Origin of the sequence: Massilia luteola, assembly GCF_034420155.1 — a bacterium.
In the GTDB taxonomy this organism is placed as follows: domain Bacteria; phylum Pseudomonadota; class Gammaproteobacteria; order Burkholderiales; family Burkholderiaceae_D; genus Telluria; species Telluria luteola.
On sequence record NZ_JAXOFN010000002.1, the window covers coordinates 17,042 to 37,554 of the forward strand.

The 20,513-nt window shown below is 69.6% G+C and carries 15 protein-coding genes and 1 pseudogene; 8 read left to right on the forward strand and 8 right to left on the reverse strand.

Going from position 1 to position 20,513, the window contains the following annotated elements; translation table 11 throughout:
- Positions 1 to 39: 39 nt before the first annotated feature.
- From U9J41_RS03105 to U9J41_RS03110, 3 genes and pseudogenes are all read left to right on the forward strand, one after another.
- The gene (locus U9J41_RS03105; protein ID WP_322400174.1) at positions 40 to 411 is read left to right on the forward strand and encodes a DUF2784 domain-containing protein; all 372 of its coding nucleotides are present in this window, start codon (positions 40 to 42) and stop codon (positions 409 to 411) included.
- A gap of 86 nt (positions 412 to 497) precedes the next feature.
- Positions 498 to 647 (forward strand): annotated as a pseudogene (locus tag U9J41_RS29295) (DUF308 domain-containing protein); the annotation flags it as partial.
- Positions 648 to 729: 82 nt separating this feature from the next.
- Positions 730 to 1,101, forward strand: coding sequence for a DUF427 domain-containing protein (locus U9J41_RS03110; RefSeq protein ID WP_322400176.1), 372 nt, complete (start codon positions 730 to 732; stop codon positions 1,099 to 1,101).
- A 58-nt stretch (positions 1,102 to 1,159) separates the two neighbouring features.
- Here the strand turns inward: U9J41_RS03110 and U9J41_RS03115 are convergent, their stop codons facing one another.
- Positions 1,160 to 2,173 carry a P-loop NTPase family protein gene (locus U9J41_RS03115; protein ID WP_322400178.1) on the reverse strand — a complete coding sequence of 338 codons (1,014 nt, stop codon included), beginning with the start codon at positions 2,171 to 2,173 and terminating at the stop codon, positions 1,160 to 1,162.
- 179 nt (positions 2,174 to 2,352) lie between these two features.
- Here U9J41_RS03115 and U9J41_RS03120 point away from each other — a divergent pair, with 179 nt between their 5' ends.
- Positions 2,353 to 3,873 carry a sigma 54-interacting transcriptional regulator gene (locus tag U9J41_RS03120; protein ID WP_322400180.1) on the forward strand — a complete coding sequence of 507 codons (1,521 nt, stop codon included), beginning with the start codon at positions 2,353 to 2,355 and terminating at the stop codon, positions 3,871 to 3,873.
- Here U9J41_RS03120 and U9J41_RS03125 read toward each other — a convergent pair whose 3' ends face one another.
- The 4 genes from U9J41_RS03125 to U9J41_RS03140 form a co-directional block, all read right to left on the reverse strand.
- Positions 3,874 to 4,248, reverse strand: a complete 375-nt coding sequence (locus U9J41_RS03125) for a hypothetical protein (RefSeq protein WP_322400182.1) — start codon at positions 4,246 to 4,248, stop codon at positions 3,874 to 3,876.
- A gap of 44 nt (positions 4,249 to 4,292) precedes the next feature.
- Positions 4,293 to 6,551, reverse strand: a complete 2,259-nt coding sequence (locus U9J41_RS03130; RefSeq protein ID WP_322400183.1) for a protein kinase domain-containing protein — start codon at positions 6,549 to 6,551, stop codon at positions 4,293 to 4,295.
- Positions 6,552 to 6,609: 58 nt separating this feature from the next.
- A complete protein-coding gene (locus U9J41_RS03135; protein ID WP_322400185.1) occupies positions 6,610 to 8,472 on the reverse strand; it encodes an AI-2E family transporter in 1,863 nt (620 codons plus the stop codon).
- 91 nt (positions 8,473 to 8,563) lie between these two features.
- Entirely contained in the window at positions 8,564 to 9,190 is a 627-nt protein-coding gene (locus U9J41_RS03140) for a LysE family translocator (protein ID WP_322400187.1), read from the reverse strand.
- Between the two features lie 121 nt (positions 9,191 to 9,311).
- Here U9J41_RS03140 and U9J41_RS03145 point away from each other — a divergent pair, with 121 nt between their 5' ends.
- The 4 genes from U9J41_RS03145 (at position 9,312) to U9J41_RS03160 (ending at position 15,911) form a co-directional block, all read left to right on the forward strand.
- Complete coding sequence (locus U9J41_RS03145) at positions 9,312 to 10,157, forward strand: metallophosphoesterase (protein ID WP_322400189.1); 846 nt, start codon at positions 9,312 to 9,314, stop codon at positions 10,155 to 10,157.
- A 250-nt stretch (positions 10,158 to 10,407) separates the two neighbouring features.
- Positions 10,408 to 11,814, forward strand: a complete 1,407-nt coding sequence (bcaP, locus tag U9J41_RS03150) for a branched-chain amino acid transporter BcaP (protein ID WP_322400191.1) — start codon at positions 10,408 to 10,410, stop codon at positions 11,812 to 11,814.
- Positions 11,815 to 11,998: 184 nt separating this feature from the next.
- Complete coding sequence (locus tag U9J41_RS03155) at positions 11,999 to 13,456, forward strand: iron-containing redox enzyme family protein (RefSeq protein WP_322400193.1); 1,458 nt, start codon at positions 11,999 to 12,001, stop codon at positions 13,454 to 13,456.
- Between the two features lie 28 nt (positions 13,457 to 13,484).
- Positions 13,485 to 15,911 (forward strand): cyanophycin synthetase family protein, encoded by a 2,427-nt coding sequence (locus U9J41_RS03160; protein ID WP_322400195.1) that lies wholly within the window; start codon positions 13,485 to 13,487, stop codon positions 15,909 to 15,911.
- Between the two features lie 26 nt (positions 15,912 to 15,937).
- Here U9J41_RS03160 and cphA read toward each other — a convergent pair whose 3' ends face one another.
- Genes cphA through U9J41_RS03175 form a run of 3 tightly spaced genes read right to left on the reverse strand, consistent with a single transcriptional unit; the run spans position 15,938 to position 20,357 of the window.
- Complete coding sequence (gene cphA, locus U9J41_RS03165; protein ID WP_322400197.1) at positions 15,938 to 18,529, reverse strand: cyanophycin synthetase; 2,592 nt, start codon at positions 18,527 to 18,529, stop codon at positions 15,938 to 15,940.
- The gene (locus tag U9J41_RS03170) at positions 18,526 to 19,446 is read right to left on the reverse strand and encodes a cyanophycinase (RefSeq protein ID WP_322400198.1); all 921 of its coding nucleotides are present in this window, start codon (positions 19,444 to 19,446) and stop codon (positions 18,526 to 18,528) included. The genes cphA and U9J41_RS03170 overlap by 4 nt, the downstream gene beginning before the upstream one ends.
- Positions 19,443 to 20,357: an isoaspartyl peptidase/L-asparaginase gene (locus tag U9J41_RS03175; RefSeq protein ID WP_322400200.1), complete on the reverse strand. Its 915-nt coding sequence runs from the start codon at positions 20,355 to 20,357 to the stop codon at positions 19,443 to 19,445. The genes U9J41_RS03170 and U9J41_RS03175 overlap by 4 nt, the downstream gene beginning before the upstream one ends.
- Positions 20,358 to 20,513: the final 156 nt, after the last annotated feature.

Consider the following 20,513-nt stretch of genomic DNA (forward strand, 5'->3'; position numbering starts at 1 on the left):
ACCGTATCATGGGGTCCCGGCCGCACGGGAGTCGCGTCGATGGTCTATCAATTTCTTGCCGCCATGGTGCTGTTGCTGCACCTCGGCTTCATCCTGTTCGTCGTGGCCGGCGCGGCCCTCGTGCTGCGCCGGCGCCGCTTGTTGCCGCTGCACCTGGCCGCCGTGGCGTGGGGCGTCGCGATCGAGGTCGCCGATGCCGCCTGTCCGCTCACCGCGCTCGAGAACCGGCTGCGGCTGCTCGCGGGAACGGCGGGCTATGCCGGCGGCTTCGTCGACCATTACCTCGTGGGGCTGATCTATCCGGCCGGCCTCACGCGCGGCATGCAGTGGCTGCTGGCGGCGGCCGTGCTGGCACTGAACGCGGTGATGTATATGCGCATCGTGCGCGACGTGCGCGCCGACCGGCGTTGACGCAGGTCTTGCCGACGCGCGGAACCGCCGGCGTGCCGTCCGATCCAATCACACGACGGCCGCGTTGCCGGCCTGGGAGAAAGCGCATGGAAAGTACGCGTTCGTGGTGGGTGCCGGCCGTGCGTGGGCCGCTCGTGATCGTGTTGGCGGTGCTGGCCATCGCCTGGCCGGGGCCGACGTTGCTGTCGCTCGCCGTCCTGTTCGCCGGCCATGCGATCCTTGCCGGCGTGGCGTCGGTGGCCGGCGCGCCGGACGGCGGGCGGGCACGCGCCGGACCTGTTAGCATGAGGCCGTATCGTTCCACGATGGGAGACGCGCATGCCGATCAACATGAAGATGCCTGGCCCCGACCACCCGATCACGATCGGTCCCGCGAGCGGTCGTGTGACCGTCCGCGCGGGCGGTGCCGTGATCGCCAGCAGCGACCGCGCGCTCGCGTTGCGCGAGGCGAATTATCCACCCGTGCTGTACATCCCGCGCGAGGACGTCGCGATGGACCGCTTGCGACGCACCGACCAGTACACCCATTGTCCGTACAAGGGCGATTGCGCCTATTTCTCCGTCGCGTCGGCCGGCCCGCAGGGCGAAAACGCGGCGTGGAGCTACGAGTCGCCGTATCCCGCGGTCGCCGCGATCCGCGGACACCTGGCGTTCTATCCCGACCGCGTCGATGCGATCGAGACCAGCTGAGCCCGTTGCCGTGGCACGATGAGCGGCGCCGCGTCCAGAACCTGGACGGGCGGGTGACCTAGACCGCGGCGCGGTTCAGCCGGTGCACGCCGCCGGCGTCGGCGCGGCCCGGGCGCGGGGCTGCCGGCGTCAGGTGCAGGGTCGTGCGGGCCAGTGCATCCATGCGCACGCCCAGGGGCCGCCGGGCCGGGCCGGGTTCCAGGCGGGTGGCGAACATCCACAGCACGGGATAGTCGAGGGTCGCCGGCACGGCCACGTTCAGGATCATGGCCAGTTGCCAGTCGGCGCACTGGAGATCGTCGATGCAGATGAGCAGCGGCTGCTTGCCGCCGTTGTGCTGCACGCGGTGCTGGAGCAGGGCGCACAGGGCGGCCGTCTGCAGCAGCTGGGTCGCCGGCAGCGGCCAGTCCGGCGCGGTGTCGATCAGGCTGACGCAGGCGTCGACGTGGGCCGCGGGCAGGGCCAGCGCGGCGCAGCGTGCACGCACGAGGCCGGCCAGCTGCCCGTCGTCCGGCGCGTCGTCCGTCGCGGCGTCGGGCGCGAGGCCGAGCAGGGCGAGCATCAGGCGTGCGGCCGTGTGGGCGACGGGCTGCCCGGCCGTGCCGCCGTCGAGCACGACGCAGGCATAGCCGCGCGCGCGGGCGTCGCTGGCGCCGAACGCGAGGAGCCGCGACTTGCCGGCGCCTTCCGCGCCCTGGATGTCGATGATGCGGCCGCGACCCGCCACGTGGACGGCGTCGATGACGGCGCGGCACTGCAGGCGTTCGACGTCGGACGGGTCCGGCGCCGGGCGTGACGGCGGCGCGTGGTGCAGCGGCTCGGCATCGATCAGCGACTCGACGCCGATGCCGTAGAACGCGGCCAGGTGGCGCACGGTGCGGTAGGGGACGGGCCTGCCGGACTCGGCCCGGTTGATGGCGGCGCGGGTGAGGCATTGGCGCCGTTCCTGGAACTGTGCGGACAACGCGTCGCGTCCGCCACGGCGCTGGCGCAGGGCCTTCAGGTTGTGCACGTCGAGCATGACGCGGGCGTCAAGGGGCAGGATGGGCGAGGAGGCGAAGTGGAGTGTCATGGCGCGTTCAGGAAAATGGCGCCGCCCCGATGGCGGCACTACCACTATTGCAAGCGCCGTGCCATGCTGATAACCAAGCCTATGGAGGGTGTGGGGCCCGGTTTACGGCCCTTCCGGTGTTTCTGAGTGTAAAATTGCCATGTGTTTTTACATGTAAAAGTGCATCTGACGTGCCGCGCATGAGCGACTCCACCGAATACACCCAGACATTGCAGTTGTCCGCGCAGGGCATCCCGGCGCGGCCGCTGCTCGCGCTGACGATCCTCTGGCACCCGGACCCGGCGCGCATCGGCGAGCAGTTCGTCGGCGACCCCGGCGCGCTGGAAGTGAACCGCTATGCGCCGCTGTTCTATCGGCCGGGCCAGGCCGGCCTGCCGCTCGGCCACGGCACGATCTCGCGCGACCCCGTGCGGATCGTGCGCGAGGGCGAGGGCGTCACGCTGCACCTGCCCGCCACCCGCATGCCGGTCGAACTGAACGGACGGGCCACCACGGGCCAGGTGCGGTTCGACGCGGCCGAGGTCGCGCGCGGCCAGGTTTTGATGCTGGGCCGCGCCGTCGTGCTGTGCCTGCACTGGATGTATTGCCTGCCCAAGCACAATCCCGTGCCCGGCCTCGTCGGCGTGGGGGCGGCGGCCATCGGGCTGCGCGACCAGATCCGCATGGTGGCGCCGACCGACATCCCCGTGCTGCTGCTGGGCGAGACGGGCACCGGCAAGGAAATCGCGGCGCGCGCCATCCACGCGCTCGGCCAGCGCGCGCAGACGCGCCTGGTGGCCGTGAACATGGCGGCATTGAACGAATCGCTGGCGGCCGCCGAGTTGTTCGGCGCGGCGCGCGGCGCGTACACGGGGGCGCAGGAGCGCCGCGGCCTGTTCGCCGAGGCCGACGGCGCCACGCTGTTCCTCGACGAGATCGGCAACGCCCCGCCCAGCGTCCAGCCGATGCTGCTGCGCGTGCTGGAAGGCGGCGATTATCGCCCGCTGGGCGCGAGCCACGACCGCAAGACGAGCGCGCGCCTGATCGCGGCGACCGACCAGGACCTGGACACGGCCATGTTCAACCAGGCCCTGCTGCGCCGGCTGGAAGGATTCGCGATCCAGCTGCCGCCGCTGCGCGAGCGGCGCGAAGACATCGGCGTGCTGATCGTGCACCTGTTGCAGGCGCATGGCGCCCAGCCGGCGCTGCCGGTGGAACTGGTGGTGGAGATCGCGTGCCACGACTGGCCGGGCAACATCCGCCAGCTGGGACACACGCTGCGCCGCGCGGCACTGCTGGTGCAGCACGGCGGCGCGCCGCAGCTCGAACAACTGGTGCGCCTGACGCCGGCGCCGTCCGGCAGCGCGGCGCGCCTGATGCCGGGCGTGGAGGCCGCGCCGGCGCCGGCGCCCGCCGCGGTTGCGGCCGAACCGCCGCGCCGCAAGCCGTCCGAGCTGACCGATGGCGACGTGCTGGACGCCATGGCCGGCAACGACTGGAACATCCAGGCGGCGGCGCGCGCCCTCGGCATCTCGCGGCCGACGATGTACAAGCTGCTCGACGCCCACGCGGAGATCCGCTGGGCCGAACGGATTCCGGCCGATGAGATCGAGCGGACACTGGCAGCGTGCGACGGCGACGTGGCGCGCTGCGCGGTGGCGCTCAAGACGCCGACGGAGTCGTTGCGGCGGGAGGTGCGGCGGCTGCGCGAGAGTGTTTGATCAGCAGTGTGACCCGACTTCCATCTCCGGGTCCGGCAGGTAATAGAACGCTGTCGTACCGTCTCCGGCGTGTGCGGAAAAGGACACGGTGAATCCCCACACGCCCATCTGTTGGCTCACCACCAGCGTCGAGTGCGATTTGAGATTGATGCGGTTTCCTTCGACGAATGGTGACGAGCCGCAGCCGCTCTGCATCTGGCCGCTAATCAACACGCATTCCGCGATGTCGCCTGGACCGTCGAACTGGAACGCAACCTTGTCTCCCGGTTGGGCCGTGAAAGTGTCTCCATCTTGCAGTTGACGCCCGTCCAGGCTCCAAGTGGCGAGGGTCTCGCCCTGAACATAGCTGATGGTAAGTTGATGGGTTTGCGGCATGATGTTCCTTTCGGTGATCGAACGGTTGGATGGGATGGCGCGGGTTAATTGGTGTGGTAGGCCGGGTCGCGTCGCAGCGCGACAAGGTCTGGCTCCGCTTCCACATATTTGAGCGGATAACCCAGGGTTAAGGCCTTCGAGATCGCGGCGAGCGCGAGTGTGCGCTGCCCGAGGAGTTCATAGGTGAGGCCGGCGCGGAACTGGACATCCGCGCTGTCGGGTGCGAGCTTGACCGCTCGCGCGGCCAGAGTTCGTGCGTCCGTTTTGTCTCCGGCGCGTGCCGTGTACAGCGCCATGCGCGATACCAGGACGACATCGTTCGGGGCGCGTTCGAGGCGAGGGGCGAGTAGCCGCCGCGCCTTGTCGTAGGCTTGCCGCGCCTCCTGTGCGCGGCCAGGAATCCAGAGCAGCGTGTCGCCAAGGTTTGCCCACTTGAAATAGGAGCCCGGATCGCCGTGGACAGGCGAGACCGCGTTCTCGAACGCATCGGCCGCGCCGACGTAATCGCCGCGCAGGAAGAGAATATTGCCCAGGTTCGTGTAAAGGCGGGAGTTTGGACGCAACTGGAGGCCGCGCTGAAGCATTCGTGAGGCGTCGTCAGCGCGATTCTGGCGCATCAGGACGGCGGCCAGGTTTGCGTAGGCGATCACCGCGTCGGGTTCCAGTGCGATGCTGCGCCGGAAAGCTTGTTCGGCGGCCTCATAATGGCCTTGTTCATACTCGACGCTTCCGAGCTCATCAATAAAAACACGCTCCCGAGGGAAGCGGTGGATTGCCTCGGCCAATGTGGCGCGGGCGTCTTGAAAGCGACGTGCGTGCCGTAGTGTCTCCGCCTTGACATACCAGGCGAAGTGATTCGCCGGGTCGAGCCGGAGCGCACTGTCGCAGGCCGCGACGGCGTCGTCGAACCGGCCTTGTCCCGCGCGCACCGCGGCAGTGGCCACGTGAGCCAGTGCGAGCTGATCGTCCAGTCTGGCGGCTTGCTGCGCGCTCGCATCCGCTTTCTGAATCCAAGTTTCGTCCTGACTGTCGCCAGCAAAGCGCAGGCTGTCCACCAGCGAAATCCCGGCCACTGCCGCTGCATTTTTCGGCGTCCGCGCGAGGATACGTTCAAAATGGCGCTGTGCGGTGTCGAGTGCGCCGGGCCGGTCGAAGAACCTGAGCGAGGCAAGGCCTTGGTCCATCTCGACGGCTTCGGAATAGGGTGTGATCGCCTTATGCATCGAGGTCTCGAGCGCAGCCAGATGCGGCTCACCCCGCCACCACGCGATCCCGCCGATCGCGACGGTCAGCAACGTACCGGCAGCGAACTTCGCCACACGTGGCAGCAGGTGTCGGCGCGGTGCAGGTGTCGGCGGATGTGTGTTCTGGGACGCTTCGCCGCCCGTCAGCTCCGCCAGTCGCCGAACGACCTCGTCCATGTTCGCGATCCGCTGCTCCGCCTGCCGCGCCGTCATCGCGCGTATCAGCGCAATCAACGGCGTGTCGAGACTGTCCGGATAATCCCACCCGTCCGACGACGTCTGGACGAGCGCGGCCGCGAGCGCCAGTCCGTGCAAGGTCGCGAACGGCCGCGTGCCGCACACGAGTTCGTACAGGATGACGCCGAGCGCATACACGTCCGCGCGCGGATCGGGCGTCGCGCCCTGAAGGCGTTCGGGGGCCATGTAGGCGATCGTGCCCTGGGGGTCGGTCTGGCCCGTGGATGCGGTCGCGCCCAGCGACACGGTTTCCGTCGCCAGCGCGTCGTGGCGCAGCGCGAGGCCGAAATCGAGGATGCGCACGCGGCCATCGTCCTCGACCATCAGGTTGGACGGCTTGATGTCGCCGTGTACGAGCCCGGACGCGTGCGCGGCGCGCATCGCTTCCGCGACCTGGCCGACGTAGTCCAGCGCCGTCGACAGCGGCACCGTGCCGTCCTGCAGGATATGTTTCAGCGTGTGGCCGTGCACCAGTTCCATGATGATGAACTGGCCGGCCGCGTCGTCTTCGACGGCGTGGACGTTGACGAACGCCGGGTGCCGCAGCGATGCGGCGAGACGCGCCTCGCGCACGAGGTCGGTGCCGGCGGAGCCGCCGTGGCGGATCGTCTTGATCGCGACACTGCGCTGCAGCCGGGTGTCCCAGGCTTCGTAGACCTCGCCGAATCCGCCCTCGCCGAGACGGGCGCGGAATTCATAATGCCCCGGCTGCCCGGGCCGGCGCGTCGGTTCGGATGTCCCGTCTGTTTGAGGAAGGATGCTTGCCGCCATGACCGGAAATATGTGATGTACGGCAACATTATAGCGATAAAGCAACTCCACGGAAGGGATATCGTGACCCGTCCGATAATATTTGTTGTGTTTCGGTCGACGGCCGGGATTAACCCCGCGCCGCCCGTTCCGGCGCCACGAACGCCAGCGCTTCCTCGAACGAACGCAACACGATGTCCACGTGTTCTTCGACGGTCGGCTGCGGCACCGGCGACTGGTCGAACGGCAGCTTGACCGTGGCCAGCAGCGCATCCGGCAGGTGGGTGCGCAGTTCCGCCGCCGCGTTCAGCCAGTCGCCCAGCCGCTCCTCGACCGGGTACGGCAGGATCACGGTGGAGATCAGCTCCGCCTTTTCCGGTCCCGGGCGGTCGGCCGAGCCCAGCAGGGTGCTGCGGGCGTCGATGTCCGCTTCGCGCAGGGCGGAAACGAGCAGTTCGCTTATCAGCTCGTCGCGTTCCACGGCGAGGGCGGCGCACAGCACCACCGAGTGGGCCGGCACGTCGAGCGAGCCCTGCCAGCGGCCCTGGCGCGTCTCGCGCATCTGGCGCAGGTAGGCGCCCAGGTTGGCGTCGAGCAGCGAGACGTCGCGCCGGCGCCGCGTGCGCGCGGGCGTGCGGCCTTCCGGGTTCAGGGTCGCGGCCACGCGGCCCATCGCGGCGCGCATGGTTTCCATCTGGCCGGCGTCGATGCGGCCGGCGCGCATGTCGGCGCCGGCCAGCGCGAGGCCCGGCAGCAGCACCTTGTCGCAATAGCGCGCGAAGCTGGCGCGGCGCAGGTAGGCGTGGGCGTCGCGCACGATGGTGTCGCTGTCGGCCGTCAGCAGGCGCTGGTACAGGCGCTGGGCGCCCGAGACGTTCGGCGCGTCGCCCAGCAGGATCGTCACCGGCTCCAGGCCGCGCACGTGGCGTCCGGCGACGACGAAGCACAGGGTCAGCGGCGTGGACAGCAGCAGGCCGACCGGGCCCCACATCGCGCCCCAGAACACGGCCGAGATGATCACGGCGAGCGGCGACAGGCCCGAGCTGTGGCCGTAGACTTTCGGCTCGACGACGTTGGCCACGAACAGTTCGAGCGCGACGAACAGGGCGATGCACGACAGCGCCAGTTGCCAGCCGGGGTCGATGGCCGCGACGAAGACGGCGATGACGGCGCCCGCCGCCATCACGCCCAGGTAGGGCACGAAGCGCAGCATGCCGGACAGCGCGCCCCACAGGCCCGCGTGCGGCACGCCGGCGAGCCACAGCAGCACGCCGATCAGCGTGCCGAAGGTCACGTTCACGGTGAACTGGGACAGGAAGAAGCGCGATACGCCCTGGGCCGCGTCGCCCAGGGTACGGATCGTGCGGTTGATTTCGGTCTGGCCGGCGAGCCGGATCAGGCGGTCGCGCAGCGAATCGTGTTCGAGCGAGATGAAGACGAGCAGCACGAGCACGAGGCCCGCTTCGCCCAGCGGTCCCCAGGCCATCGCGAACAGCCGGGCGAGCGAGTCGCGCGTGGTCAGGCGCGGCTGGCGGATCTCGACCGGCAGCGGCTGCGTCGGGCTGACCGTCACCGTATTGATGCCGCGCCGGCCGCTGACGGTGCCCCGTTCCTGCGGCTGCACGGCGCTGATCTCGGCCTCGATGCGGGCGAACGGCCGCTCGGTCAGCTCGCGCACGGCCGCGACCTTGGTGCGGATCGCGGCACGGTATTTCGGCAGGTCGCCCGTCACGGCCACGAGCTGGAAGGCGAGCACGATGCCCAGGCCGACGACGCACGTGCCGATCATCAGCACGGACAGCATCGTCGCCGGCACCTGGCCCAGGCCGATGCGGCGCAAGGTGCGGATCAGCGGCGCGATGACGAGGCTCAGGATCACCGCCAGCGCGAGCGGTTCGAGGACGTCGCGGCCGAAATAGAGCAGGCCGAGCACGCAGCAGGCGGTGACGATCGCGCTGGAGGTCAGGTGCTTGAACAGGGTGGAATCGCGCATTCGCGGCGGGTAAAGCCCCCAATGTAGCAAAAAACTTGGCCGATCACCAAATTTCGCAATGGAAATTTTTTATTGAGACTCAGGCGCGCCGTCAGCGCGCGACGATCAGGCGCAGCCCCAGCGCGATGAAGATCGTGCCGGCGGCGCGGTCGAGCCATTGCCCGGCCTTGGGGCGGCGCGCGAGCCACTGGCCGATGGCGCCGGAAAAGAAGCCGAGCAGGCCGAACAGTACGACGGCCTGCAAGGTGAAGGTGAGGCCCAGCAGCGCCGTCTGCAGGTTCGCGTCGCCGCGCTGGGCGACGATGAACTGCGGCAGGAACGACAAGAAGAACAGCGCGACCTTGGGATTGATGGCATTCGCCACGAGGCCCTTGAAAAACAGCGTGCGCGCCGGGGCGGCGGATGCGTGGGCGGTATCGAGCCGGGCCTCGCCGCGGCTGCGGATCGCGTGCCAGCCCATCCAGGCAAGGTACAGGCCGCCGCATACCTTGAGCGTCGTGAACGCCAGCGGCGACGCGGCGATGAGGGCGGACACGCCGATCACGGCCAGCAGCGTGTGGCTGAGGCAGCCGAAGGCGCACCCGAGCCCGAAGGCGATGCCCCGCGCCCGGCCTTTCGACACGCCCACGCTCAAGACCATCATGTTGTCCGGCCCCGGCGTCAGCGTGAGCAGGATGGCGGTGGCGAGGAAGGCGAAGAATTGGTCGGGTGTCAGCATGGGCGGTTCCTGTTGAAAGAGCAATGTTACCGTGGCTAGCTCGATTGCACCAGTGCGTGGGGATACGGCGACAAAGGGGAGGGCATTCGTGTACAGTGCGATTTTTACAAGCTTCTTCCGCATGCCCAGGCACAAGCACCAGCGTCCCATCCGCAACGCCACCGAACGCATCCTGAACGCCGTCCTGATGAAGGGCTGGCTGGCCGGACTGAGCTACCGGCTCGGCGGACTGGGACGGGTGCGCGTGACCTACCAGGACGTCGAACTGGGGGCGGAACGGCGGCTCGCGCAGCCGCTGCGCATCGGCTTTGCCTCCGATTTCCACGCCGGCCCGACGACGCATCCGGCGCTGTTCGACGACCTGCTGGCGGCGGTCCGCGCCGAGCGGCCGGACGTGCTGCTGCTGGGCGGCGACTACGTGTCGTTCGACGCCCGCAACGTGGCCGGCCTGCGCGCCTTCCTGGACGGCGTGCGGGCGCCGCTGGGCGTGTATGGCGTGGTGGGTAACCACGATATCTGGAACGGCCGCGGCGTCGTCGAGGACGCCTTGCGCGCGGCCGGCGTGGACGTGCTCGTCAACCGCAACGCGGCCTTGCCGGCGCCGTTCGGCCACGTCAGCGTGTGCGGCATCGACGATCCGTGGACCGGCGAGCCGTCCGCCAGCGCCACGTTCGATGGCGCCGGCGCGGTCCGGATCTACCTGATGCATTCGCCGGACGGCTTGTTCCGCCTGGAGCGCCAGCGCTTCGACGTCGGTTTCGCCGGCCATACCCACGGCGGCCAGATCGCGCTCCCGGACGGTGCGCCGCTGTTCCGGCCCAGCGGTCCGTGCTCGCGCGAATACACCTATGGCCGCTACGACCTGGCGGACAACGGACCGCTGATCGTCAGCCGCGGCGTCGGCTGTTCCGGCATTCCGCTGCGGCTGAACGCCGATCCGGAACTCCTGGTCTGCACGCTGCGCTAGCGTTTTCGGGCTGGCCCGTTCGCCGCGGCCGTAATTATTGAGTATTTCCTTTGATTCTCGATAACAGAATAGAGATAATGGCACGCCGCTAAGTTCCTGACCGGCACTGTTTTTGCATGTCAGGCTGCTTGACGGTCCGAGCCCGAGGAGGAGACCCCCTTCGGCGTATGTATGTGCAGGCCAACCGCCTGCCCGCCGCGCGCACAATAATCAGGGACCGGGATCTATCTACTATCGATTGGAGAAAGCAGTGAGTCTTTTCAGAACCAAGAATCTCGACAACATGGTCGCAGCCACCCGTACCCCGGGCGGGCTGAAGAAAGTGCTGGGGCCAACCGACCTCATCCTCATGGGCATCGGGGCGATCGTCGGCACCGGTATCTTCGTGCTGACCGGTACCGGCGCCTTGACGGCCGGACCGGCGCTTACCGTGTCGTTCATCGTCGCCGCCATCGCCTGCGGCTTCGCGGCCATGTGCTACGCGGAATTCGCGTCCACCGTACCGGTCGCCGGTTCGATCTATACCTACAGCTATGCCGTGCTGGGCGAACTCGTCGCCTGGATGATCGGCTGGGACTTGCTGCTCGAATACGGGCTGGCGACGTCGGCGGTGTCCGTCGGCTGGTCCGGCTATTTCCAGTCGCTGCTGTCCGGCTTCGGCATCGCCATCCCGCAAGCGCTCAGCGCCGCGCCGGGCGCGCTGCCGGGCGTGCACACCATCATGAACCTGCCCGCGCTGTGCATCATGCTCGTGCTGACCGCGATGCTGTCGTGGGGTGTGCGGGAATCGGCCCGCGTCAACAACGTCATGGTCGTCATCAAGATCACCGTCGTGTTGCTGTTCATCGTCGTGGGCGTCAAGCACGTCACGCCGGCCAACTGGCACCCGTTCGCGCCGTTCGGCGGCAAGGGCATCATGGGCGCCGCCGCCGTCGTGTTCTTCGCATTCATCGGTTTCGATGCCGTCACGTCGGCCGCCGAGGAAGTCAAGCGCCCGGAACGCGACCTTCCGATCGGCATCATCGGTTCGCTGACCATCTGCACCATCCTGTACGTGATCGTGTCCGCGATCATGACCGGCATCGTTCCGTTCCGGCTGTTCGAGGGCCATATCGACCACCCCGTCTCGCTGGCGCTGCAGTACGCGGGCGAAAACTGGTTCTCCGGCTGGGTCGACCTGGGCGCGATCCTGGGCATGACCACCGTGATCCTGGTGATGGCCTATGGCCAGACCCGCATCATCTTCGCGATGTCGCGCGACGGCCTGCTGCCGGCCAGGCTGTCGACCGTGCATCCGAAATTCGGCACCCCGTTCTTCGCCACCTGGGTCGTGGGCATCCTGTTCGGCCTCATCGCCGCGTTCGTGCCGCTGAACGTGCTGGCCGAACTGGTCAACATCGGCACGCTGGCCGCGTTCTGCCTCGTGTCGATCGCGGTGATCGTGCTGCGCAAGAAGCGTCCGGACCTCAAGCGCGCGTTCCGCTGCCCCGGCGTGCCGATCGTGCCCGGCATCGCCGTCGTGTTCTGCCTGGCGCTGATGGCGTTCCTGTCCGCGATCACCTGGATCGCCTTCGGCATCTGGCTCGTGCTGGGCCTGATCGTCTATTTCGGCTATGCCCGTTCCCGTTCGGCGCTGAACGGCGCGACCCAGTCGTAAGCAAGGGCGGCCCGAGCCGCCTCCGTCTCCCGGGCGGCGCTGCGGCGCCGCCCGTCGTTTCCGCTCCATCCGAACGATACAATTCTTGTAATCTCTGTCCGACATTCCGGAGGGAAGCGTACCGATTACGCCAACAGCGCCGGGTCCGCATAATCGTGGTAGAACATTGACCACAAGATTTATTATGACCTCCACTTACGTCGTCGACAGCCAGCAACGCGCCGCCGCGCGCGATGCCCGTCCCGCCCAGGTGCCGGCCGCCAAAGCCCTGTATTTTTCGTTGCTGGACGATCCGGCCGGATGCCGCGCCGCGGCGCACGCCTTCCTGCACGCGCAGATCGGGCTGGCGCGGGCCGAACCGTGCGAATTGCCGGACGCCGTCTGGCAGCTGCAGGGCTGGATCCAGGGCTGCGCCGAGTCCGTCGGCATCGCCTACCGCGAATACCTGGGCGCGCGCAAGAACGGCGCGCCGCGCCGCTACTTCACGAACAAGGCGCATGCGCTGTACTTCCTCAAGGGCGTCGCACCGACCAAGCTCGTCGACGGCGCCTGGCTGTACGGCCTGCTGCCGCGCTGGGACGATCCCGACTTCCACCCGCTGATCAAGACCTACCTCGAAGAACTGGGCGACGGCGTCCCGGACAAGAACCACGTCACGTTGTACCGGCGGCTGCTCGCGGCGCACGGCTGCGAACACTGGGAGGCGCTGGCCGAGGACCACTTCGTGCAGGGCGCGATCCAGCTGGCGCTGGCCCATCATGCGGACGATGTCCTGCCGGAGGTCGTGGGCTATAACCTCGGCTACGAACAGCTGCCGCTGCACCTCTTGATCACGGCGTACGAGTTGAACGAGCTCGGGATCGATCCGTATTACTTCACCCTGCACGTCACGGTGGACAATGCCGGCAGCGGGCACGCGCACAAGGCCGTGCAGGCGCTGCGCAATCTGATGGCACAGTCGTCCGATCCGGCCGCGTTCTTCGGGCGCGTGCTGGACGGCTACCGCCTGAACGACCTGGGCGCATGCACGACGTCCGTCATCGGCGGGTTCGACCTGGAAGCGGAACTGGTCGAGATCCTGTCCGCGAAGGCGGCCATCGGCAAGAACATGCACTCGGATTACTGCCGCGTGGGCGGCCGCGCCGTCAACGACTGGCTGGCGGACCCGAAACAGATCCCCGCGTTCCTGACGGCGCTGGAAGACGCCGGCTGGATCCAGCGCGGCGAGGACGTGGAGCACAGCCGGTTCTGGCGCCTGATCCAGGGCGAGCGCGCCGAGATGTTCGGCGTGTTTTCCAGCTACGAGCAGCAGGTGCTGCGCGACTGGATCGTCACGCCGCGGGCCGCGTCGGCCGCGGCCCGCACCACCCGCGTGCTGAGCCACCGCGCGCGCCAGCGCACGCTCGACAGCCTCACGCAGCACGCGCAGCGCGGCGGCCATCCCGAGCGGGGCCTGATCCGGCGCCGCGCCGCCGACGCCGACGGCGACACCGAACTGCACCAGCTGGAACGGCGCGTGGCCAATGCCGCCGGCAAGCCGGAGGCGATGGCCATGCTGGCGCGCCTGATGTCGCCATCGGTGCATCATACGGCGGTGGGCCTGATGGCCACGCGGATGTATTCGCAATTGCTGGACGCCTGAGCATGACCGGGCGACACGAGGATATCCTGTGCAAATACTCGAACAACGCTTCCTGCGCGGACCCAACATCCACGCCGCCACCCCGTGCCTGTTGTCCGTGCTGGACCTGGACGACCTGTATGGCGTCTCCACGCGCGACCTCCCGCGCTTCAACGACGCGCTGCTGGAGCTGCTGCCGTCGCTGGCCGACTATCTCGTGCCGACCGGGCAGCCGGGCGGGTTCGCGCAGCGCCTGCGCGAAGGGACGTATCTCGCGCGCGTGATCGAACACGTGACGCTGGGCCTGCAATGCCTGGCCGGTGCGCCGGTCGCCTTCGGACGCACGCGGCCCGTGACCGGCGAGCCGGGGCAGTTCCGCATCGTCTGCGCCTACCAGCTGGAAAAGGTCGCGCAGCCCGCGTTCGCGCTCGCCGTGGACATCGTCGACGCGCTGGCGCACGACGAACCGTTCGACCTGGCGCCGCGCCTGGACGAGCTGCGCGACCTGACGGAACACTATGCCGTCGGCACGAGCACCGCTGCCGTGCTGGCCGCCGCGCAGGACCGCGGCATTCCGGTGACGCGCATCGCGGAGGACGCCAACCTGTTCCAGCTGGGCTGGGGCGTGAAGCAGAAACGCATCCAGGCCACCATCACGGGCGACACCGGGACCATCGCGGTGCGCATCGCCGGCGACCGGCAACTGACCCGGCGCCTGCTGGCCGAGGCGGGCGTGCCCGTGCCGGAGGGCGAAGCCGTCGCCACCGTCGAAGACGCGCTGCGCGTGGCGCGCGAGCTGGCCGCGCCGGTGACGCTCAAGCCGCTCGACGCCACCGGGGACGAGGGCGTGACGGCGGCATGCCGCACGGACGACGAGATCGAGCGGGCCTATGCCCTTGCGCGCACGTTCGGTCGTCACGTCATCGTCGAGCGCTGCATCGACGGCGCGGCCTGCCGCGTGCTGGTCGCGGGCGGCAAGGTCGCGGCCGCGTCGCTGCGGGGGGCCGTGGACGGCGCCGGCGCGGACGCGGACGTGACGGCCCTGCTGCCGGAATCCACGCGCCGCCTGTGCGTGCGCGCGGCCGCGAAGATCGGGCTGGACGTGGCGGGCATCGACATCGTCTGCCGCGACATCGCGCTGCCGCTGGTCGACCAGGGCGGTGCCGTGATCGACCTGCACGCGGCACCCGGCATCGACATGCACCGCCATGCGGGCGACGCGGCGGCGCGCGACGTCGGCGACGCCATCGTCACGGGCCTGATGGGCGATTCGGACGGCCGCATTCCGATCATCGCCTGCACGGGCACGAACGGCAAGACGACGACCACGCTGCTGATGGCGCACACGGCGCGCCTGGCGGGCCGCGTCACAGGCGTGGCGACGACGCACGGCGTCACCATCGGCGGCAAGGAAGTCAGCAGGGGCGATTGCACGGGCTACTGGTCGGCGCGGACGGTGCTGTCGTCGCCGGACGTCGAGTTCGCGGTGCTGGAGACGGCGCGCGGCGGCATCCTCAAGCGCGGCCTGGCGTTCGACCGCTGCGACGTCGGCATGGTGCTGAACGTGGCGCCGGACCACCTGGGGCTGGACGGCGTCGACACGGTCGAAGACCTCGCGCAGGTGAAGGCCGTCGTGCCGCTGGCGGCGAGCCGCGCCGTCGTGCTGAATGCCGAAGACCCGCTGTGCGTGGCGATGGCGCGCCGCGTGCACCCGGACGTGGAGGTCGTGTACTTCTCGATGGAGGCCGACAACCCGGTGCTGCTGCGCCACCTGGAAGAGGGCGGCTGCGCGGTCTACCTGCAGGACAATTCGCTCGTCGTCGCCGACGCCACCTACCACCAGGAGCTGCTGCGGGTGGAGGCGATGCCGATCGCGTTCGGCGGCCGCGCGCGCTATAACGTCGCGAACGGCCTCGCGGCGGCGGCCGGCCTGATGGCGGCGGGCTTTTCCAGCCTGCAGATCGCCACCGGGCTGTCGACGTTCGTCAGCGACGGCAAGACGAACCCGCTGCGCACGAACGTGTTCGACGTGCGCGGCGTGACGGTGATCGTCGACTATGCCCATAACCCGGCGGCCTATGCGGCCCTGGCCGAGATGGCGCGCGCGCTGCTGCCCGGCCAGCTGGTGGGCATCGTCACGGCCCCGGGCGACCGCCGCGACGCCGACCTGTTCGAGGTGGGCCGCGTGTGCGCCGCCCGCTTCGATGAACTCGTGGTGTACGAATCGTCCAGCCGCGGCCGTGAGTTCGGCGGCGCCGTCGACCTGATCCTGCAGGGCGCCGAGGACGTCGTCGGCAAGACCGACACCCTGCACCGCGAACTGGACGTGGGCGAAGCGATCCGCCTCGGCCTGTCGTTGTGCCGGCGCGGCGACGTGCTCGTGTTCGCGTGCGGCTCGTCGCTCGCCGTGTTCGTGGAGGCGATCCGCCAGGCGGATCCGGAGAGCGCCGCAAGGATCGCCGCGCAGGTCGGGTAGGATGGACGGCCCGCCGTCCACGCGTATTACACGGCCTGGGCCTCGATCCGGCTGGCCGTCGCCGGCGACGTCGGACGAATGGCCTCGGTGAGTTCCGTGATCGACGACCCGCACCCGAACACCAGCACGTCGCCCGGCACGCAGCGCGCGAGGCCGGCGCGGATCGCTTCCTGCGCGTTCAGCTGCACCTGCAGGTGATCGGCCTCGAACTTGGCGACGTGCGCACCCAGCACGAGCAGCGCCGCCACCGCGCCGGCCGCACGGCCGCGATTCTCGGTCTCGTACACGACCAGCTCGTCGAAGCCGGCCGCGCAGGTCTCGCCGAGCGCGATCAGGTCCTCGTCGCGGCGGTCGCCGGGGGAGGCGACGACGCCCACGAGGCGGCCCGGCGTCAGCGCGCGCGCCGTCTCGGCCAGCGCGGCATATGCGGCAGTGTTGTGCGCGTTGTCGAAGATGACCGTGACGCCGTCGACGTCGAACACGTTCGAGCGCAGCGGGTTGTGCTTCCAGTCGGAGACGAACGTGCGCAGGCCGGCCGCGATCTCGGCGTTGCCGAAGCCCGTCGCGGCCAGCGCGGCGGCGGCGGCCAGCCCGTTGGCGATGTTGTAGCGCGCGGCGCCCCGCATCGTGCACGGCATCGTGCGCACGTCCAGCAGCGCCTCGTGACGGGCGCCGTTCGCGAGCACGATCATATTGTCTTCGAGGTAGACGGCGCGGCCGCCGTTTTCCAGGTGGCGCAGCAGGACCGGGTTGTCGGCGTCGAGCGCGAAGTACAGGATCTCCACGGCGTGGCGCAGTCCCGGTGCCATCGCGACGCAATGGTCGTCCTCGGCGTTCAGCACGACGGCGCGGCGGGCCCGTTCGGCGCAGACGTATTTGACGCGCGCCAGTTCCTCGACCGTGTCGATGCCGTCCAGGCCCAGGTGGTCGGCCGAGACGTTCAGCACGACCGCGACGTCGCACTGGTCGAACGCGAGCCCGTGCTCGAGGATGCCGCCGTGCGCGGTCTCCAGCACGGCGAAATCGACGTCCGGCGCGGCGAGCACGGTGCGCGCCGGGCGGTTGCCGGTGCAGTCGCCTTTCGCGATGCGCTCGCCGTCGACGTACACGCCTTCGGTCGTCGTGACGCCCGTGGACAGGCCGGCGAGGCGCGTCGCGTGGGCGATGAGGAGGCTCGTCGTCGTCTTGCCGTTCGTGCCCGTCACGGCCACGACGGGGATGCGGCCGTCGTCGTCGCCGAACAGCGCGTCGACGATGGCCGCGCCGGCGTCGCGCGGCGTGCCGCGGCTCGGATACTGGTGCATGCGGATGCCCGGCGCCGCGTTGACTTCGATGATGCCGCCGTTCTGGTCGCGCAGCGGCCGGGCGATGTCCTGGCAGACGATGTCGATGCCGGCGACGTCCAGGCCGATCGTGCGCGCGGCGCGGATGCAGGTGTCGCGGGTCTCTTCCGGCAGCAGGTCCGTCACGTCCTCCGCCGTGCCGCCGGTCGACAGGTTCGCGTTGCCGCGCAGGTCGACCTGCGCGCCGGCCGCCGGGACGGTGTCGAGGTCGTGGCCCTGGCGTGCCAGCACCTGCAGCGCGAGGTCGTCCAGCGGGATTTTCGTCAGGATGTTCGCGTGGCCGTCGCCGCGCGCCGGGTTGCGGTTCTCGGCGTCGACCAGTGCGCGCACGGTCGACACGCCGTCGCCCGTCACGTGCGGCGGCCGGCGCCACGACGCGGCGGCGATCTTGCGGCCGGTGACGAGCACGCGGTAGTCGCGCCCCTGCAGATGTTCCTCGACGATGACGTGGGGCCCGTACTGGCGGGCGAAGTCGAATGCGCGTGCGACGTCGTCCGGCGTCGCGCAGGCGACCGTGACGCCCTTGCCCTGGTTCGCGTCCAGCGGTTTCACGGTGACGGCGCCGCCGAGCCGGCGTGCCACGCGCAGGGCCGCGTCCAGCGTGGTGACGGTGACGCCGGCCGGCACGGGCACGCCGGCCTGGTCGAGCAGGGTCTTGGTGAGCTGCTTGTCGCTGGCGATGCCGACGGCCACGTGGTTGGTGGCGCCGGTGATGGTCGCCTGCAGGCGTCTCTGGCGGCTGCCCCAGCCCAGCTGGAACAGGTTCGCGTCCTCGGTCAGGCGCAGGCTCGGGATGCCGCGCCGGTGCGCGGCGGCCAGCACCGCCGCCGTGCTCGTGCCGATGGCGTGGCGGTGCGCGGTGTCGCGCAGCGCGGCCAGCGCCGCCTCCAGGTCGAACGCGTCCTGGCGCGCGCAGGCCTCGATCAGCGCCGCGGCCGTGCGCAGCGCCTGGCCGGCCACCTGCTCGATCGTGTAGCCGCAGACGACGCGCGCCCGCAGCGGCCTGGCGGGGTCGGTCAGCATCAGGCTGAACGCGCCGGGCGCGCCCGCCAGGCGCTGCAATTCCATCACGACGGGTTCGAGCGCTTCGTGCGCGGCCTGGCAATCGGACAGGCGCGCGGCCGCCTCGAAGGAAATCGCGGGCAACAGGGCCAGCAGGCGGCTGCCGAGGCCGGCGGCTTTCCGCTGCGCGGCGATGTCGACGATGGCCAGCAGGCAGGGCGTCGCGGCATACAGGCTCGGACCGCGCAGGAAGCGGTGTTCTGCGATTTTCATGAGATCGGATTCCGTTTCGTGATGTTTTCCAAGAACTCGAGCAGCGGCGCGGGAATGCGTCTGTCGTCGCCTGCGCCGCCGGCGCCCGGCAGGGCATACCGGCTGCCGGCGGGGAGCAGGTGGAGGCGCACGTCGATCAGTTCCGGCGTCGCGTGGTCGGCGATCTCCGCCACGTTCGTCGACATCGAGCGGCCGTCCACGATGGTGACGGCGCCTTCGCCCAGCACCTCGATGCCGACCCCGCGTTCGACGACGAGCGCGGTGTCCTCGTCGATGCCGATGCCCTGCAAATACGGGTTCTGGGCCACGACGGACAACAGCCGCGACAGGCGCTGGCGCTCGGAGAAGTGCTGGTCGATGACGACCTTGTGCAGGAAGCCGAGGCCCGCGCCCAGGCTCACGGAGCCCTTTTCCGGGTGCAGCTCGGCGCGGCCCTGGGCCAGCATGTGGCCGGACATTGCGGACGCGCCGGCGCTCGTGCCGCCGATGCAGGCGCCGCGCAGCTTGAGGGCGGCGTGCATCGCGGCGTCCAGCGCGGTGCCGCCGATGATGGCGAGCAGGCGTTTCTGGTCGCCGCCGGTCATGAAGATGCCGTCGGCGTCGGCGACGTCGCGGATGAGCGCCTCGTCGTTGGCGTCGCGGCGGCTTTGCAGGTGCAGGTGCACGTGGCGGGTGACGCCGAGGTCGCGGAACGCGCGGTCGTACGTCTCCCACATGTGTTCGCACACGGCGCTCGCCGCCGTGATGACGACGATCTTGGCGGACGGGCCGCCGCACAGCTCGACGAAGCGCGTGAGGATCGCCATGTCGTCCTGCTTGTCCTCGCCGCCGCCGATGATGACGAGGTGGCCGTGGCTTCTGGCCACCCGTTCCGCCTGTGCGGCCCTGGCGACCGCGCTGTGCTCCTGGGCGGTCATGGCGCGACGATCCTCGCGCTGGGCATGTCCTGGTTGCTGTGGCTGCCCGCCTCCGTGCGGCTGGCGGCGATCAGGCCGACCGGCACCTTGGGGTCGAACAGGTCCACGCCGCGCCGGAGCGCCTGGTCGAGCGGCATGCCGTCTTCGATCCAGCCGTAGACGGTGCGCGCCAGCAGGTGGCGTACGATCTGTTCGCCGATGCCGGTCGTGGCGACGGCGCCCGCCGGGCCGGCATAGAAGCCGCTGCCGATGATGGGCGTGTCGCCCACGCGGCCCAGCAGCGACGGCGCCGAGCCGCCAGTGGACAGCGCCACGGCGAAATGGCCGTCCGGGCCGCGCACGACGGCGCCGACGGTGTCGCAGGCCGCGTGCGCGGGCAGGTCGAGCGGCGTCTGGTAATTCCAGAAGCGCAGGAAGGCTTTCGCTTCCGGCGCGATGCCCGGCATCGCGGGCACGCTGCCGGCCAGTGCGCGGACGACCTTGGCGTGCGCCGCGCGCTGGCGTTCCGAAATCGTCGTGTGGGCCGGGTGGCCGATGGCGGCGGCGAAGCGGTTCGCGCCGTCGCCCGCCAGCAGCCAGTGCGGCGTCTCGGCGACGGCCCGCGCCAGCAATACCGGGTTCTTGACGCCCTGGACGCACGCGACGGCGCCGAGGCGGCCGCGGGTGTCCATGATGGAGGCGTCCATTTCGACGGTCGCGCCGTCCAGGCACAGGACCGATCCGCTGCCCGCGTTGAAGCGGCCGTCGTCTTCCATCGACGCGACGGCGGCGATGGCGGCGTCGAGGGCGTCCGCGCTGATGGCCAGTTCTTCCACGGCCAGTTGGGCCGCGCGCGCGCAGCCGTCGGCGTACGCGCGCGAACTGCCGGCGCCGCCGTGCACGACGATTGCATATCCTTGCGTGACACTCATGTTGTTGTTTTCTCCTTGCGATACTGGCGCCGTGCGCGCACCGGGAGCATGCCGCGCGGCAGATACCGAATTATGCAAAACATAAACTATTAGAAACATCGGTAGCGTGGCCGTGTGGTTGTCGGACGCGGCTTACACGGCTCAGTCGGTCATCGC

What these genes read in the sequence shown, in the direction of transcription:
- U9J41_RS03120 (WP_322400180.1), top strand. Translation starts at nt 2,353, where the DNA reads ATGAGCGACTCCACCGAATACACCCAGACATTGCAGTTGTCCGCGCAG.
- U9J41_RS03140 (WP_322400187.1), bottom strand. Translation starts at nt 9,190, where the DNA reads ATGCTGACACCCGACCAATTCTTCGCCTTCCTCGCCACCGCCATCCTG.
- U9J41_RS03115 (WP_322400178.1), bottom strand. Translation starts at nt 2,173, where the DNA reads ATGACACTCCACTTCGCCTCCTCGCCCATCCTGCCCCTTGACGCCCGC.
- U9J41_RS03145 (WP_322400189.1), top strand. Translation starts at nt 9,312, where the DNA reads ATGCCCAGGCACAAGCACCAGCGTCCCATCCGCAACGCCACCGAACGC.
- U9J41_RS03110 (WP_322400176.1), top strand. Translation starts at nt 730, where the DNA reads ATGCCGATCAACATGAAGATGCCTGGCCCCGACCACCCGATCACGATC.
- U9J41_RS03175 (WP_322400200.1), bottom strand. Translation starts at nt 20,357, where the DNA reads ATGAGTGTCACGCAAGGATATGCAATCGTCGTGCACGGCGGCGCCGGC.
- U9J41_RS03155 (WP_322400193.1), top strand. Translation starts at nt 11,999, where the DNA reads ATGACCTCCACTTACGTCGTCGACAGCCAGCAACGCGCCGCCGCGCGC.
- U9J41_RS03125 (WP_322400182.1), bottom strand. Translation starts at nt 4,248, where the DNA reads ATGCCGCAAACCCATCAACTTACCATCAGCTATGTTCAGGGCGAGACC.
- U9J41_RS03105 (WP_322400174.1), top strand. Translation starts at nt 40, where the DNA reads ATGGTCTATCAATTTCTTGCCGCCATGGTGCTGTTGCTGCACCTCGGC.
- U9J41_RS03170 (WP_322400198.1), bottom strand. Translation starts at nt 19,446, where the DNA reads ATGACCGCCCAGGAGCACAGCGCGGTCGCCAGGGCCGCACAGGCGGAA.
- U9J41_RS03135 (WP_322400185.1), bottom strand. Translation starts at nt 8,472, where the DNA reads ATGCGCGATTCCACCCTGTTCAAGCACCTGACCTCCAGCGCGATCGTC.
- cphA (WP_322400197.1), bottom strand. Translation starts at nt 18,529, where the DNA reads ATGAAAATCGCAGAACACCGCTTCCTGCGCGGTCCGAGCCTGTATGCC.